General features: G+C 31.0%; 12 protein-coding genes and 1 pseudogene. 12 read left to right on the forward strand and 1 reads right to left on the reverse strand.

Translation table 11 applies throughout. The features are described 5' to 3' along the window. The first annotated feature begins 182 nt into the window (after window positions 1-182). The 8 genes and pseudogenes from RCG18_RS11295 to RCG18_RS11330 all read left to right on the forward strand — a co-directional run bounded on the left by RCG18_RS11295 (window position 183) and on the right by RCG18_RS11330 (window position 10,404). The gene (locus RCG18_RS11295; protein ID WP_308041389.1) at window positions 183-932 is read left to right on the forward strand and encodes a 3-oxoacid CoA-transferase subunit A; all 750 of its coding nucleotides are present in this window, start codon (window positions 183-185) and stop codon (window positions 930-932) included. A gap of 16 nt (window positions 933-948) precedes the next feature. After that, window positions 949-1,611: a 3-oxoacid CoA-transferase subunit B gene (locus tag RCG18_RS11300; protein ID WP_308041390.1), complete on the forward strand. Its 663-nt coding sequence runs from the start codon at window positions 949-951 to the stop codon at window positions 1,609-1,611. An 18-nt stretch (window positions 1,612-1,629) separates the two neighbouring features. Further along, window positions 1,630-2,769, forward strand: coding sequence for an acyl-CoA dehydrogenase family protein (locus RCG18_RS11305; RefSeq protein WP_308041391.1), 1,140 nt, complete (start codon window positions 1,630-1,632; stop codon window positions 2,767-2,769). 80 nt (window positions 2,770-2,849) lie between these two features. Next, window positions 2,850-4,076 carry an amidohydrolase family protein gene (locus RCG18_RS11310; RefSeq protein ID WP_308041392.1) on the forward strand — a complete coding sequence of 409 codons (1,227 nt, stop codon included), beginning with the start codon at window positions 2,850-2,852 and terminating at the stop codon, window positions 4,074-4,076. Window positions 4,077-4,260: 184 nt separating this feature from the next. Continuing rightward, a pseudogene (locus RCG18_RS11315) lies at window positions 4,261-5,972 on the forward strand (sigma 54-interacting transcriptional regulator). Between the two features lie 300 nt (window positions 5,973-6,272). After that, window positions 6,273-7,826, forward strand: coding sequence for an acyl CoA:acetate/3-ketoacid CoA transferase (locus RCG18_RS11320; RefSeq protein WP_308041393.1), 1,554 nt, complete (start codon window positions 6,273-6,275; stop codon window positions 7,824-7,826). Window positions 7,827-7,968: 142 nt separating this feature from the next. Next, window positions 7,969-9,363, forward strand: a complete 1,395-nt coding sequence (locus tag RCG18_RS11325; RefSeq protein WP_308041394.1) for a GntP family permease — start codon at window positions 7,969-7,971, stop codon at window positions 9,361-9,363. Between the two features lie 186 nt (window positions 9,364-9,549). Next, window positions 9,550-10,404, forward strand: coding sequence for a methyl-accepting chemotaxis protein (locus tag RCG18_RS11330; protein WP_308041395.1), 855 nt, complete (start codon window positions 9,550-9,552; stop codon window positions 10,402-10,404). A gap of 199 nt (window positions 10,405-10,603) precedes the next feature. On the opposite strand, the gene RCG18_RS11335 is transcribed toward RCG18_RS11330, so the two are convergent. Next, window positions 10,604-11,491, reverse strand: coding sequence for a phosphatidylglycerol lysyltransferase domain-containing protein (locus RCG18_RS11335; protein ID WP_308041396.1), 888 nt, complete (start codon window positions 11,489-11,491; stop codon window positions 10,604-10,606). 319 nt (window positions 11,492-11,810) lie between these two features. Here RCG18_RS11335 and RCG18_RS11340 point away from each other — a divergent pair, with 319 nt between their 5' ends. The 4 genes from RCG18_RS11340 (at window position 11,811) to RCG18_RS11355 (ending at window position 17,047) form a co-directional block, all read left to right on the forward strand. Then, on the forward strand, window positions 11,811-14,024 hold the full coding sequence (locus tag RCG18_RS11340; RefSeq protein WP_308041397.1) for a methyl-accepting chemotaxis protein: 2,214 nt from the start codon (window positions 11,811-11,813) through the stop codon (window positions 14,022-14,024). A 137-nt stretch (window positions 14,025-14,161) separates the two neighbouring features. Next, a complete protein-coding gene (gene ymfI / locus RCG18_RS11345; protein WP_308041398.1) occupies window positions 14,162-14,905 on the forward strand; it encodes an elongation factor P 5-aminopentanone reductase in 744 nt (247 codons plus the stop codon). 430 nt (window positions 14,906-15,335) lie between these two features. Continuing rightward, complete coding sequence (locus tag RCG18_RS11350) at window positions 15,336-15,707, forward strand: SdpI family protein (RefSeq protein WP_308041399.1); 372 nt, start codon at window positions 15,336-15,338, stop codon at window positions 15,705-15,707. A 128-nt stretch (window positions 15,708-15,835) separates the two neighbouring features. Beyond that, entirely contained in the window at window positions 15,836-17,047 is a 1,212-nt protein-coding gene (locus RCG18_RS11355) for a transglutaminase domain-containing protein (protein WP_308041400.1), read from the forward strand. Window positions 17,048-17,294 lie beyond the last annotated feature (247 nt).

Genomic DNA, 17,294 nt, shown 5'->3' on the forward strand with positions numbered 1-17,294 from the left:
TTTTGGGGACATTTTTATCGTCAATAAGAATAAATAACTATTATTAAAAATTCTTAACCAAGTAAAAATTGATCAAAGTTGAGCTTGCAGGGCTTGTAAGCTGCGCTGCATGTACTATGAAGATTATGGCATGTTAATTGCTAAAGTTATAAGAGAAAATGTTTTCAAGAGGGGGTTTTAAAGTGAAATCAAAAATAATGTCAATTGATGAAGCTCTAAGTATTGTCAAAGATGGTACAAGATTAATGATGGGAGGATTCCTTGATGTAGGATCACCATTAAAATGTATTGAAAAATTAATTGAAATAGGTGTAAAGGATTTAACCTTAATTGCTGTTGCACCCGGATTAGATGGCTTTGGGAAAGCTATGTTATATAAAAATAAAATGGTAAAAGAGCTTATTTCAAGTCATGTAGGAACAACTTCAGAATCTACAAAAGAGTATCTAGAAGGTAATTTAATAGTAGAGGAATTCTATCCTATGGGTACATGGATGGAAAAAGTCCGCGCTGGAGCAGTGGGACTTCCGGGAGTGCTAGTGCCAGTTGGCGTTGGTATATTAGATGACCCAGAGTTGTTTCCTCTCCGAAAAGAACCTAAGAAGGTTGTTAATGTAGACGGAGTAGATTGCTTTGTAGAACCTGCTCTTACAGCTGAAGTGTCAATAGTAAAAGCATGGAGGGCAGACGAGCTTGGAAATCTCCAGTACAGATATACTGGTTTAAATAATAATCCAGAGATTGCAATGGCAGGAAAATACACAATTGCTGAAGTTAATGAAATAGTTCCAGTTGGAACGATACCAGCAGAATGTGTTGGAACTCCTGGAGTATTTGTAAATGCAGTAGTGCAAGGACATTCTTTAGAAGAACAGCAAGATGTTTATAGAAAAATGTGGCTTTCCAAAGGTAAATTAAGCAAGAATGAATAATAAAGGGGGAGTAATCATGGATGTTAGAGAAATAATTGCAAGAAGAGCAGCACAAGAATTTAAAAATGGAGAGGTTGTAAATTTAGGTTTTGGAATACCAACGCAAGCTGTTAACTATCTTCCAGATGGGGTAGAAATAATACTTCATTCAGAAAATGGTATTTTTGGTTTTGGACCTAAACCAAGTTATGACAATGCAGATTCTGATATGGCAAATGCAGGGTCAGAACCAATAACTCTACCAAAAGGCGCAGCAATAATGCCTCTAAATGTATCATTAGGTGCTATGAGGAAGGGATATGTAGATACAACGGTTTTAGGTGCACTAGAGGTAGATCAATATGGAAATGTAGCTAATTGGGCAACCAAAAGAAATGATTTATGGTGGCCAGGTATCGGTGGAGCTATGGAATTAACCTATGGAACTAAAAAAATTGTAGCAGCTCTTGTTCATACTGATAAAAAAGGAAATTCAAAGATAGTAAAAAAATGCACATTGCCTTTAACAGGGAAGAATTGTGTAAAAACAATTATTACAGATAAGGCTGTATTTGATGTAGAGGATAACAGGTTAATTTTAAGAGAAGTATTTCCAGGATTGACAGTAGATGATATAAAATCGATAACTGAAGCAGATTTTATTGTTTCTGAAAATTTGAAGGAAATGAATTTGAAATAAGAATTAGGATGTGGTGTTATGGATATAAACAAGGAAATGTTATTTCTAGATGTTAGAGAGTTTTGTGAAAAGTACATTAAGCCTATAGCAAAACAATTGGATGAGGTTAGTGAATTTCCAAAGAAAATCTTAAAACCTATGAGAGAGCTCAAACTATTTTCAATGCATTATCCAAAAGAATATGGAGGGCTAGAATTAGATTATGAAACTTCCTTTGGAATTATAAGAGAAATTTCAAAATACAGTGCTGGTATTGGGTTGTTATATGCAGTTCATTGGATGGCAGCAGATGTATTACTAAAATACGGAACAGAAAGACAAAAGGGAAAATATTTAAAAGACCTTGTAGAAGGAAATAAAATTGCAGCTTATGCAATAAGTGAACCAACTGCTGGTTCAGATGCAGCGGGCATAAGAGCAACTGCATTAAAGGATGAAGGTTTCTATATATTAAATGGAAAGAAATATTTCTGTACTAATGGTAGCTTGGCGGATATTTATATTATAGCTTGCAAAACTGATGAAGAAAAAGGAGCTAAGGGTATAAGCCTATTTATTCTCGAAAAAGGCACAAAGGGAATGGAAATAACAAATGTTATTGACAAAATGGGATGCAGAAGTTCAATAACTACAGATCTTGTATTAAAGGAATGCAGGATACCCTCCGAAAATATGCTAGGAGAAGAAAACAAGGGATTTAAAATTGCCATGGATGGATTAGTTGGTGGAAGATTAGGTATGTGTGCAATTGGAATAGGAATAAGTGAAGCTGCGCTTAATAAGGCAATTCAACATTCTAATAATCGTATAGCTTTTGGTAAACCAATAAGTAGCTTATATTCTATTCAGAGCAAGATTTCAAACATGTATATAAAGCTAGAAGCCTCTAAAGCACTTTTCAAAAAGACCTGTGAAGTAAGAAACAGTCATAAGGATTATTCTATGGAGGCTTCTGTTGCAAAAGTATTTATTGGTGAAACTGTAAATATAATTTGTTATGAAGCTATTCAGATAATGGGCGGACATGGATATGTAAGGAATAATGAAGTAGAGAGATTTTATAGAGATGGTAGACTTATAGATATAGGTGTAGGAACTAGTGAAGTTTTAAACATGGTTATAGGTAGTACTATATTAAAAATGAATTCTGCAGACTAACATATATTACGTTAGAATTTAGTACTTATAACTTATAGTGGTAGAAGTAAGTTATAAAAAAATAAATGGAGATGACAGTAATGTATAAAAACCTTAGAGAAATTATAGACAATATAAAAATAATTGATGATCATGGACATCCAGGTTTTGCAGAATTTTTTGAAGGGATACCACAAGAAAAAAGAGTAGCTTTTGCTGTAGATACTTTTAAAACACCAAAGGAGATCAGCAATGGGTTTCCTTATTTAGAACAACTTCATTATGAGGCTTATGAAAAGTTTTATGGTTTTAGCAAAGAAGATATTGATAATACAGAGAATATGGAGAAATTACAAATAAAATACGATGAAAGAAGAAAAGATTTAAATAAGTTAATGGATAAAGTAATGGAAGAGGCTGGAGTGGAAGCTCTCATAGCTAATTATGTTATTCCTGATAAAATAAAAAATAAAGATAGCATTAAATTTATACCTTCTATAGATGGATTGGTGTTCCCTTTTGATAACACTTATTTAAAAGAAAGAACTTTAGGTAAATCTTTTATAGGTTCCTATGAATATTTGCTTGAGAAATTAAAACAAAAATATGGGTATGAAGAAAAAGGATATGAAAACTATATTAAATTCATCCATAGAGTACTGGAAGGTTATGTAAAAGAAGGGGTAGTTGGATTTAAATTCAGCATAGCTTATGCTAGAAGCACTTACTTTGAAAATATTAACCTAAAATGTGGAGAAGAATTATATCAAAAAGCTAAAGCCGGGAACATAAGTGCTTACAATAAATTACAGGATTTAATGGTTTGGACTATTATGAGAAAAATACTAGAATTAGATATGCCTGTACAATTTCACTTTGCTATAACAGATAACTATGTTAACTATTTTGATCCACTAAATCTATCAAATATCTTAGAAGATGAGGAGCTAAAGAATTCTAAAATAGTAATTCTACATGGAGGATATCCTAGGTTTACAAACGCCGAAACTTTGGCACTAGGAGGACTTACTCCAAATAATGTATATATAGATTTCTCAGGGAGAATAATGTTCGCAAATCATCCTAAAATTATAGCAAAAATGCTTAGAACTTGGCTGGAAAAACCGGTTTTATGGAATAAGTTGTTATATGGATCAGATTTGCTTTGGGGTGAAAGATATCTATATACCTGCGCTAAAGCTGCTAGGTACGCAGTTTATTTAGCGCTTGAAAGTATGATTGATGATGAAATAATAAATGAAGAAACAGCTATAGTTATAGCTAAGAAAATACTTAGAGAAAATTCTAAACAACTTTATAAATTATAAGATATAAATTGGGGCTATGTTGAAAATATAGTCCCAATTTTTATTTAATGATATAATATTAGTATGAATTTTTCTTGCTTAGAGGATTTATTACAATATCTATTACAACAGTACTAAGAATTACAAATTAAATGACGTAGCTATAATTAAATCTATAGAATGTGGTTTAAGAGAGGGATGTTTTATGTTTTTCAAGGAATGCTTTCAGTCTATTGTAGAGAATATAAATGAGGCTGTGATAGGGGTTGATAATACAGGAATTATATTTGTCATTAACAAAATGGCGGAAAAGTTGTTAGGAATCGATGCTGAAAACAGTATGGGGTTACATATTGAGGAAATTATACCTGAAACAAATTTACCTAGAGTGTTAGAAAATCGTAAAAATGAAATTAATCAGAAATTTATAACTAATGGAAGAGAATTTATAACAAATAGAATTAGCATAATGTCAGAGGAGGAGCCAAAAGGAGCTATAGCTATTTTTTATGATATTACTAATCATAAAAAAATGCAGGAAGAGTTAAATGCAGATAAATCATATATTGATATTTTAGATACTATAATAAATACCTTTAACGAATGGATAGTAGTAACAGATGAAAAAGGCATTATTACTATGATGAGTAAAGCCTATAAAGAGTTTGTAGGTTGTAGTAATCCTGAAGGAAAGCTAGTAGACGAAGTAATAGAAAATACAAGGATGAGTGAAGTTATAAAATCAGGTGTAGCAGAAATAGGAGAAGTTCAGGAGATAAAAGGAAATAAAATGATTGCTATGCGTGTTCCACTAAAGAAAGATGATAAAGTTATTGGTGCGATAGGAAAGGTAGTATTTAAAGATATTAGTGATTTTCATTCTCTTAGTAAAAAATTAAATAATTTAGAAAAAGAAGTTGAATTTTACAAGAATGAACTTGACAAAGAAAGAAAAGCTAAGTATTCAATTGAAAATATAATAGGAGATTCACCTAAAACAAAGGAAGTAAAATCTTTAGTAAAAAAGGTTGCAAATACTAATTCAAATGTTCTAATAATTGGAGAAAGTGGAACAGGGAAAGAACTATTTGCTCATTCCATTCATAATGCAAGTAAAAGGTATTTAGCACCATTTGTAAAGATAAATTGTGCAGCGATACCTTCAGAACTACTAGAAGCAGAGTTATTTGGTTATGAAGAGGGAGCCTTTACGGGGGCAAAAAAGGCGGCAAAAAGGGTAAATTCGAATTAGCTGACGGCGGAACTATATTTTTAGATGAAATAGGTGACATGCCTATGGATATGCAGGTAAAACTATTAAGAGTCATTCAAGAAAAAGAGATTGAAAGAGTGGGTGGCAATACGCTAAAGTCGATCAATGTTAGAATAATAGCTGCTACTAATAAAGATCTTGAAAACAGCATTAAAGAAGGAAAATTTAGAGAGGATTTATATTATAGACTTAATGTAATGAAAATTTCAGTACCTCCTTTAAGAGAAAGAAAAGAGGATATACCTAAGCTAGTTAATGCACTTAGAATTAAGGTTGCAAGTAGATTAGGGGTATATGTAGAGGGAATATCTAAGGAGGCATTAGACTGTCTAATTAACTATGATTGGCCTGGAAACATCAGAGAGCTCGAAAATGTTATTGAAAGAGCAATAAATTTATTAGACTCAGATATAGTTATTAAATTAGAACACCTATCTGAAAGGCTGACAAAAAATAAATTCAAACGGTATAGTAATAAAAGTAAGTATTTGAAAGTCATTGTTGAAGAGGTAGAAAAAGAAGTTATTCTTGAGTGTCTTAAGGAGACTAATTGGAATAAGAATAAAGCAGCTAAAATATTAGGTATAAGTAGAGCTGGGTTATATAAGAAAATAGAAGAATATAAACTAGAAAATTTAGTCTAAAATAAATTTTAAAGGTGTTAAAAACTATGTATAAAAAAAATACATGTAAATAAAATAGCCGATCATAAAGCTTGCAAAATAAAAGCAATATGGAAACAACAAATAATTAGTGTATATAAAATATACACTAATTATTTGTTTATTTTTTGCGTGTTAAATTAATTGAATAATAAATATTCTAAAAACATTGATATTTAAGAGTTTTGTTAACTTACAAATAATTCTATAGTTCATAGAGGTTTTGGCATGATAATTGCTGTATAAAGTAGTACTATATAACTATAACATGGAGGGAGAAAAATGAAATCTAAAGTTATATCAAAAGAACAAGCAGTCGCTCTAATAAAAAATGATGATACTGTTGCTGTAGGTGGCTTCATTGGATGTGGACATCCAGAAGAAATTACTATAGAAATAGAGAGGAAATTTTTAAACACACAAACTCCTAAAAACTTAACATTAGTTTATGCAGCAGGGCAAGGTGACAGTAAGGAGAGAGGGTTAAACCATCTTGGACATGAAGGGTTGTTAGGCAAAGTAATAGGAGGACATTGGGGATTAGCACCAAAGCTTCAAAAATTAGCTTTAGAAAACAAGATAAAAGCGTATAACTTGCCACAAGGCACTATATCACATATGTTTAGAGATATTGCCGCTGGAAAACCAGGAACATTAACTCACGTTGGTTTGAAAACGTTTGTTGATCCTAGAATTGAGGGTGGAAAGTTAAATGAGATTACTACTGAGGATATAGTAAAGGTAGTTAAAATTGAAGATAAAGAGTATTTATTGTACAAAGCTTTTCCTATCAATGTCGTACTTTTAAGAGCTACATATGCAGATGAAGATGGGAATGCAACTTTGGAAAAAGAGGCTGCAACACTTGATGCAACAGCAATGGCGCAAGCAGCTAAAAACTCAGGTGGATTAGTTATTTTACAAGTCGAAAAGATTGTAGCAAAAGGAACGCTAGATCCAAGAAAAGTAAAAATACCAGGGATATATGTAGATGCAATAGTTGTTGGAACACCAGAAAACCACATGCAGACTTTTGGTGAGAGTTATAATCCATGCTATGTTGGAGAAGTTAAAGTTCCTGTAGATTCATTAGACCCATTACCGCTTAATGAAAGAAAAATAATAGCTAGAAGAGCAGCTATGGAACTTATGCCGAATTCAGTTACAAACTTAGGAATTGGTGTACCAGAGGGAGTAGCAATAGTAGCCAATGAAGAGGGAATTGGAGATGAGATGACTTTAACTGTAGAGGCAGGAGGAATTGGTGGCGTACCTGCAGGAGGTTTAAGTTTTGGAGCATCTACAAATCCAGAATCTATATTAGATCAAGCTAGCCAATTTGATTTTTATGATGGAGGCGGCCTTGATGTAGCCTTTTTAGGATTAGCACAATGTGATAAAGTTGGAAATGTAAACGTTAGTAAGTTTGGACCTAAAATTGCAGGCTGCGGTGGTTTTATTAATATAACTCAAAATGCTAAAAAAGTTGTATATTGTGGAACCTTCACTGCAGGTGGATTAAAGATAAGTGTTGCAGATGGTGAATTAGTAATTGAAAAAGAAGGAAAATCAAATAAGTTCGTAAATACTGTTGAACAGATTACATTTAGCGGAGAATATGCAGCGAACATTGGACAACCCGTCCTTTATATTACTGAAAGAGCAGTATTTAGATTAACTAAAGATGGATTAGTTTTAGAAGAGATTGCTCCAGGAATCGATTTAGAGAAAGATATACTAAATCACATGGAATTTAAGCCAATAATATCTTCTAATTTAAAAGGTATGGATGAGAGAATCTTTAAGGAAGAATTAATGGGAATAAAAATTAGATAAGCAGGCATCCAAAATCTTAAGCAGAGAACTCAAATCTCTGATTTGAAGTGAATCGCTTACACAGCGTGTACTCATTCGACGAAGGAGAAGGAGTTTCATAAAAGATATACACAAGAGTATAAATTAAATGGAGGTTTTATTAATGGGCGTTATAGGAATTATTTTAGCTCTAGGATTATTAATCTTTTTAGCCTATAGGGGATTCTCGGTTATAGTATTTGCCCCTATTTTCGCATTACTAGCGGCACTTTTATCTGGAATGGCTCTTATGCCAACATACACGGAAATATTTCTGCCTAACTTGGGAAACTATGTAAAAATATACTTCCCGTTCTTCTTATTGGGAGCAATATTTGGCAAAGCTATGGAACAATCTGGAGCAGCTAAATCTATAGCTAAAGCTATTGTAGGAAAGTTAGGAAAAGATAGAGCAATGGTTGCAGTAATTTTATCAGCAGCTATTCTTACTTACGGTGGAGTAAGTCTTTTCGTTGTAGCTTTTGCTGTTTATCCTTTTGCAGCTTCTATATTCAAAGAAGCAGACATACCAAAAAGGCTTTTACCAGCAACGATAGCTGTAGGAGCTTTCACATTTACAATGGATGCCATTCCAGGAACACCACAAATTCAGAACTCAATTCCAATGAAATTTTTTAACACAGACCTTTATGCCGCACCTGTTTTTGGAATATTAGGATCCATCCTAGTTTTATTTGGTGGTATAGCTTACTTAGAGTGGCGTAAACGTAAAGCTCAAGCAGCTGGAGAAGGTTATGGAGAAAATCACATTAATGAACCAGTGCTTGTTGAAGATACAAATTTACCAAATCCTTTAATATCAGGTTTACCATTAGTTTCAGTACTTGTTATAACTTTAATATTACAAAAGATGGTTTTCCCTAAATGGGACATTATGGCTTGGGTAACCAAGGCTCCTTATGGTATTGCTAGTACAGGTGTTGTTGGTACAATGAATAACTGGGCGCTTATAATAGCACTTGTTGTTGGTATTATACTTGCTTTTTCTATCAATCCAAAAGGTATAAAAGGCAATTTAGCAAAAGCTATTAATGCTGGAGCTATAGGTTCTCTATTAGCAGTTATGAATACTGCATCTGAAGTTGGTTTTGGAAATGTTATAAAATCTCTTCCAGGATTTAAATCTATTGCTCATGCTTTAATAAATATTAATCCTAATGGTAGTCCGTTATTGTCTGAAGCAGTTAGTGTCAATGTTCTAGCAGGTGTGACAGGTTCAGCTTCAGGTGGTATGAGTATTGTTTTAGACATGTTCGGCAAACAATACATGGATTGGGCTGCTAGAACTGGTTTAAGCCCTCAGTTGCTTCACCGTGTTGCTTCTATGGCTTCAGGTGGAATGGACACATTACCACATAACGGTGCAGTTATTACTCTTTTAGGAATTGCAGGCTTAACTCATAAACAGTCATATAAAGATATTTTTGCAATTACTCTGTTAAAATCAGGAACATGCTTTATCCTTATATTGTTACAAAGTATATTCCACTTCGTATAATCAGCTAGATTTACTATTTTAATTGTATAAAATAGCTTTTGTTTAGAAAGTTTCTAAGTTAATTAAAACAAAGAGCTAAGCTCTGATATTCAAGGCTTAGCTCTTTGTTTATAAACTTTTTTGTACATGTAGTCAAAATTTTTTATGATAGTTTATATTAAATTATTATACCGAGGAGATTAAATAATGAATGATAAATTTAACTCAAATGATGATAAAGAACTATATGTTACTGTAATAGATAGTGCAAAATATATATATGAGCTTTTTGATGGCAATAGCACCGTAACGGTATATGACGTGGAAAAAGTAATAGCATATTACGAATCAAAGGACATGAAGCTTGGAATTAAAGTAGGAGATTTAATCAAATCAAAAACTATTATTAATGAGGTATTGAGAAGTAAAAAACGTGTTTTTCATCAATTTAGTAAGGAAATCTCTCCTTTTGGAGCTCCTTACATAGGCATGGGAATCCCAATAAAAAGCGGAAATGTAATTATAGGAGGAATAACAATTACATCTCCTATAGTTAAGCAGGAAATATTAAGAGAAACTTCATCACAGCTTAGTGAAACATCTGCTCAAACTAAAGAAGCTTCTGAAGGGATTGCAATGAACGCCAGTAATATAGCTACAGCAATGGATCAGCTTTCTATAAATTCAGTTCAAGCTCAAAATGAATTAAATGCTATAAGTGATGTGATTGCATTAATTAAAGGAATAGCTGATCAAACTAGATTATTAGCATTAAATGCAGCTATAGAAGCAGCTAGAGCTGGAGATGCCGGGCGTGGCTTTGCTGTAGTCGCCAATGAAGTTCGTAAATTGGCTCAAGATACTAGTGGAAACGTTCAGGAAATATCTAAAAAACTTTTATCAATATCTTATATAGTTAACATAGTAATAAAAAAAATAGGAGAGCTTGATACACTTTCACAAAATCAAGCAGCAGCTACAGAAGAAATTACAGCGTCAATGAATGGCTTAGATGATAGTGTAAAGAAGATTATGGAGATTGCAAACAACTTGACTAATTAACTTGGTGAATTATAACACTTAAAATAAACAAAATAGCCTGTGTAAACTCCTGCCAAAATATGCTTCTAAATATATATCCAAGGAAGTACACAGACTATTATTCAAAAACTAATATACAATTAATTTAATAACTTAAATAAGTTTAATTATATACAAAATGCAGTCTTCACCTCTTGTTTACTTCTTATTTCAATAAAGATTACTGTACAATAAATTTTTTTGCTAGCTTTATTGGAATATAGGATTCCTTTGCACTTCTTAGACCTTCAATCCCAAGATCCTGCTCTCTATTTATAAAAGGCACATCGCTAAAATAAGTATCAACAAATGCTTTATTTATAAAATTATATAATCCTCTAATGTCCGAATCTGCCTTTTCTATATGAATTATTGCCATATCTTTGTTAACTTTTTCTCCTATAGTAAAAGCAGAAACTTTGTTATCAATAAATACGACCATACCTTCAAAATTTAATATGGAATTATTTTTTAAAAGTTCTTCTATTGCCCTTAATTCATATAGCAAATATCCTTTGCAAATATGTTTATGACACCATTCACGGGCAGCTTTTATACAAGGTTGTATTAACTCTGCTGTTATAGGAGATGTTTCATAACTATAATTTTTAATAAAATGATTATAATTATTTTTTTTCTTATGGAGTTTTTTGCCTGACAAGCTTATAAGTTTGCTGCTCTCATATATATAATCAAAGCTGTCTCGGTCGTCTAATATAGTGAAAGTGTTTTTACCATATATATCTATAAAGTCATTGATAAACCATTCCTCTGCATCTTTAAAAAGATACTCAAGTTGAAACTCACGTTTATTTTCAACTAAAAAGTCTATTATATCCTTCAAGTTTTCTTTTTTATATCCTATAGGTTGCATAAAATGATAACTTCCATTGAAATCCGTTTTCTTTATAATCAAAACATCATTATGAATGGCGTACTGTATGTCACATGCTTTTCTCCAAATAAAAAGATTAGTAAATGAATACTCACTAGTCTCATATATATATGGTTCTAAGTATTTATCAAAAATTTTTTTATCTTCAATTGTAAGAGGTTTAAAATGTAGCATATTAAATACTTCCTTTCTTTGAAAATAAATACTAAATGATACTAAATATTACCTAATTTTATATAAAGATTATATTATAAAACTGCTATTTAATAAAGTGAAATTTAAATAGATTCAGTTTTTTTTATGTAATTATATTATATATTTTATATATTACTTAGCATTCCAAGTAAAAATAAATTTACATATGTTAAGTACAGTTAACCTTGTGTTAAATTATGGTTATCATAGTATGAGATGGAATATAGAGATGCTAAAATGAATCTAGAATTAACATCTATAATAGATTGTTTAATATTTAGATTTAGGGGGATCAGCTGTGAAAAAAAAAATAAAGTTTAAGAAGACTATTTCGGATATTTACGAAAAGTTAAAACTTTTAAAGCCTATAAAAGAAAAGAAAAATAATAAAGAATTAGAAAAATTTACCAGTAGGGTAAGAATATTAAGACCTGAGATTATAAATAGTGTTTCAGTAAAAATAACTCTTCAAATAGGAATTCTTATTATAGCTATATGCAGCATCCTAGGTACAGTATCTTATAATAGTTCTTATAAAGCATTAGGTGATACCATTGAATCATCTCTTAAGTCCAAAGCCTCAGAATCAGCTAAGCTAATAAGCTCTACACTGGAGCAAGACATAAAGGTAATGAGTGTACTAGCAGAAAGGCCTGAAATTAAATCTATGAATGTTCAAAGCCAAATACCAGTGCTTTTAGCAGAGGCACAGAGATTAAATTATGTGAATTTAAATGTCATGGATTTAAATGGAATAATATACTTTTCAAATGGAGAAAAAACAAGGATAGATATTGAAAATATTTCGAGAGACAATGAATATCTAAAAAAAGCATTAAGCGGTATACCAGCAGTTTCAGACCCCGTAGCAAACACTGAAGGAGAACAAATTATTGCAGTAGCTGTGCCTATAAAAGATAAAGATGATAAGGTTTCAGGAGTATTATTTTCAAATATATCAACGAAAAAACTTAATGAAATAGTTCAAAAGATGAAAGTAGGAGACAACGGATTCTGTTTTATAATAAATAAAGATGGAACTAAAGTAGCACATAAAAATATGAAACTGGTTCTGAATAAAGATAATACACTTAAAAATGTGAAAAAGGATTTAACATTAAAGCAATTAGCTGAGTTAGAAACCAAAATGATTGAAGGAGAAACAGGATCAGGATTTTACAGCGAAAATAGTGTAGAAATGTTCATGGCATATGCGCCTATTCCCAATACTAGTTGGTTTCTAGCATTAAGTATGCCTAAAAATGAAATATTCAAACAGGCGAACATACTTAAGTATGATATAGCAGCTATTACACTGATATTTATTCTTATAGGAGTTGGCGTAGGGCTGTTAATATCAAAATATATAAAAGTTCCTCTTTTAAAAATAAGAAAATATGCAAAAGAACTATCAGAGTGTAATTTATCACATAGGATAGAGATATTAAGAAGTGATGAGTTTGGACAAACTGCATCAGCATTAAATAATGCTATTGATAACATAGAAAATATAATAAATTGTGTTAAACTAGAAAGCAAGAATACTCTTGATTCAGTACAGAACATAAATGATATGTTTATAAGTGTACATAGAAATGTACAAAGGGTTTCTGAGACTGCAGATGAGATAACAGCAAATATGCAGGAGTCCTCAGCATTTATAGAAGAAATAACTTCAAAAACTGTATCTGCTAAGGAGGAAATAAATAGGACTGTAGTTGAAGCTCAACAGGGACTTAAATTAGCAAATGAAATAAAAGATAGAGCAACTATTATGAGAAAAGAAACAAATCAATCTAAGGTCAAAATGCAAGAAAGTTATGTAATGTCTAAAGAAAAATTGAGTGATGCATTACAGGATATTAAGGTTGTTGAGAATATTTCCGTTATGACGGAGCAAATAAGAGAAATATCTAAAAAAACAAACATATTAGCTTTAAATGCTGCTATTGAAGCTGCAAGAGCTGGCGAAAATGGAAAAGGATTCGGAGTTGTTGCAGGTGAGGTAAGGAAGTTAGCTGAGCAGTCTGCTGTTGTCGTGTCAGATATTCAAAAAAATATACGAGGAGTTTTAGCCGCAGTTTGCCACTTGTCAGATTCTGCAGAATTTATACTAGATATTATGAAAAATACAGTACTTGATGATTATGAAAAAGTGATAAATATAAGTGAAGATTATAAAAATGATGGAGAAACCATACAAAATATAGTAGAAAGGTTTTCAATTCTATCAGAAGAAATGTATCAATCTATAGAAAACATAACTGAAAATATGGAGTCATTAACAGTTACAGTAGGGGAATGTGCAGGAGCTTCTGGACTTATATCTGAAAACATAAATAAAATTAGCAGCAGAACTGATCATATTGCAGCTCAGTCTTCAAAAAATGCAGAAGGTGCTGAGGAGCTTCTTAAACTTGTAAGTGAGTTTCAAGTATGTGAAAGTAAGAAAGAAGAAAATGTAATTACAATTGAAGAGAATATGAAAGATGAAATAAGTAAAAGTGCCTAATAATATTTAGGTATAATTTAGTATTTTATTATAGTATAATAGATTTAGTTAATATAAACTAAAACATTAAAAACTCCTACTTAATTAAGTAGGAGTTTTTAATGCTAATTAAGTAACATAAGGAGTGAACATTATAAGTGAAAAATTTAAAAGGTAAGGTTGCAATAGTAACGGGAGCATCAAGAGGCATAGGTAGAAGTATTGTTTTAGAGCTTGTAAAAGCTGGAGTAAATGTAGTGGTAAATTATAAATCTAATGAAGAAGAGGCAAATAAAACTTTAGAATATATAAAAGATTTAAAAGGAATTGGAATAGCAGTTAAGGCAGATGTAAGTATTTATGAAGAGGCAAGAATGCTTGTTAATAAGGCACTAGAACAATTTGGAAAAGTAGATATTTTAGTCAATAACGCAGGAGTATCTAAAGTTGCACTTTTTATGGATATGAATGAAGAAGAGTGGAACCAAATAATAGATATAAATCTTAAAGGAACAATTAATTGTTCTCATAATTTAGTTAAACATATGATTTCAAGGAAATGTGGCTGCATAATAAATATATCTTCAATGTGGGGGAATATTGGAGCATCTTGTGAAACAATCTATTCTGCAACAAAAGGAGCAGTAAATCTGTTCACTAAGGCGTTAGCCAAGGAATTAGCACCTTCTAATATAAGGGTAAATGCCATAGCTCCAGGTGTTATTGATACAGAAATGAATAATTGGCTAAGTGAAGATGAAAAAAAAGAACTAGAAGATGAAATACCTATGGGCAAGTTTGGAAGCGGACAGGATGTTGGAAAAACAGTGCTATTTTTATGCGGAGAAGGATCGAAATACATAACCGGACAAATATTAACTGTAGATGGAGGTATGACATAAAATTTAAGATTTAAAGAAAAGTTTGGATTGCATGGTCATACATAGACACTATGTAAGTTTTTATTTTACTTAGAATTTAAATCATTTTATAAAAAATACTAAATAATAAACAAGATATATACAAATTATGTACAAGTTATTCACAGACTTATCCACAAGCTGTGAATAAAATATAGAAAAGTATAAAATTTTAATATATATAGAGTATTCTAAAAAATACACAATAAGCAAACTAATATATAATTAGAAAAGTTAGCGTATCAATATTATTTTATTAATAGATATTTATTAAATTTGTTAAAGCATAATATATCCAGGTTTACAATAAAATAATTGCGAATATAGACTAGATTTTTTCTTGAATTTGTTTTATTATAGTGACATAATTATCTGATTAATAAGATTTTTTAGAAAAGGGGTTGAGGGTATAGTGATATATTCATTAATTTTCGGATTAGTAACATTAGGATTTGGAATAATACCTAAAATAGTAAGACCTAAAAAAATAAATTCATGGTATGGTTACCGCACAGCTTTATCAATGAAGAATCAGGAGACTTGGGATGAAGGGAATAAATATTCTACTAATCAATATATAATAGCTGGAGTTATACTAATTATTTTAGGGAAAGTAGGATTTGCATTATTTCAAAGTAAAGGATATTTAGTTTCTTTAGTTGCGTTCATCCCAGTATTAATGTTAACTGTATTTACAACAGAAAAACATTTAAAGAAAGTTTTTGATAGTAATGGCATGAGAATTAACAGACCTATGAAGTTAAAAGAAAAAAGAGCAGATTAGTTAAATTGAAGGGTTAGCAGGAAGCATTTGCTAACTTCTTTATTTTTTGCTTATATTAAAAATAAGATTAATGTTACGAAAATAATATTAATAACAATTTGTAATTTTAGTTTTAGGAGGTGACCTATTTGTTTTGCAGTAAAAAACATATGACAACCTTTATAGCCACTTTTGTACTTTCTATATTTTTTATTTTTGGTAGAGTTTGTCATGCACAAGAAGACTATAAGATAATGCAATCAAAAGAAGCAGTAGATTCAAAAAAAGTTTGGACAATCAAATTTAATAATGCTGTTGATTATACTAAAATGAGTGATTATATTCAGGTTTATGAATATGGAACGAATCACAAAGTACAATTTACTTTAAGTTATAATTCAGAGAATAAATTAATAAATGTAACTCCTTTAAGTAGCTATGAAAACAACAAGACTTATACCTTAGAAATTGATAGTGGACTTAAATCCTCAATAGGAAAAGAGTTAAAGACACCTGTTAAGTTTAATTTTACTATTAAAGATAGCACTATTACGCAAGCTCAGAATTCTAACAACATTAATATTGATGATAAGGAAAAACTTCTACAAGAAAAGACCAATCAGATAGTAGCACAAGTTATAAAGCCTAATATGAAAGATTATGAGAAAGAGTTAGCTCTTCATGATTATTTGGTAACACATTCTACATATGATAAGAGACTTTTCACTGGAAATATGCCAGATGAATCTTATACTGATTATGGTGTGCTTATTAAGGGTACTGGGGTCTGTGAAGGATATGCTAAGGCAATGAAGCGTTTGTTAGACGCTGTAGGCATAGAGACTATAGTAGCCATTGGTGAGGCGAAAGATGGGGAAGAATGGATTGGACATGCTTGGAATATCATTAAAATAGAGGAACAATATTATCAACTAGATCCAACTTGGGATGATCCAATAACAAGTGACGGGAAGGATGTTCTTAGACATTCTTATTTTAATATTACAGATAAGCAAATATCTAAAGATCATAGATGGGATGGAAATTATCCAACTTGCAATAGCACAACTTATAACTACTACAATTTGAGTGTTCCAGAAAAGGATGATGATGGACAAGATATTACAACAGTAAGAAGTTACTATCAATTCTATGGTCTAATTAAAAGCTCTATGGAGAATAGTGTTTCTAGCATAAGTATGAAAATACTAAATTATAATGAAACTACCTATGATGTGAGTGCTGCTTTAAATAAAATAATGAAAAGCAATCCGCAAATAGATTATAGAGGATGTAGTATAAAATCATATTATGACGACGTAAATAATGTGGAGTATGTAAAAATAATTTTTGAAAAGTAGGGATATAGGGTTTCTAGGCGGTCAGTTAACTTTCTATTTAGGAACCCTATAATTTTCGTTAGTAAAAAATTACTTGTAAATTCGGTTGAAGATTCACTATAGATAAAGCTATAATTAAAATTGAAATACAATTAGGAAAGCAAAGAAAAAAGGGCTTATTACAAGTTATTTAAGTAGTAACGCTTAGCAAAATATATTTGGCGAAGATTGATATTTTATTATATTTGTTCTATTATTTATATAACAA

This window comes from Clostridium sp. OS1-26, from assembly GCF_030915445.1.
Lineage (GTDB): Bacteria > Bacillota > Clostridia > Clostridiales > Clostridiaceae > Clostridium_AM.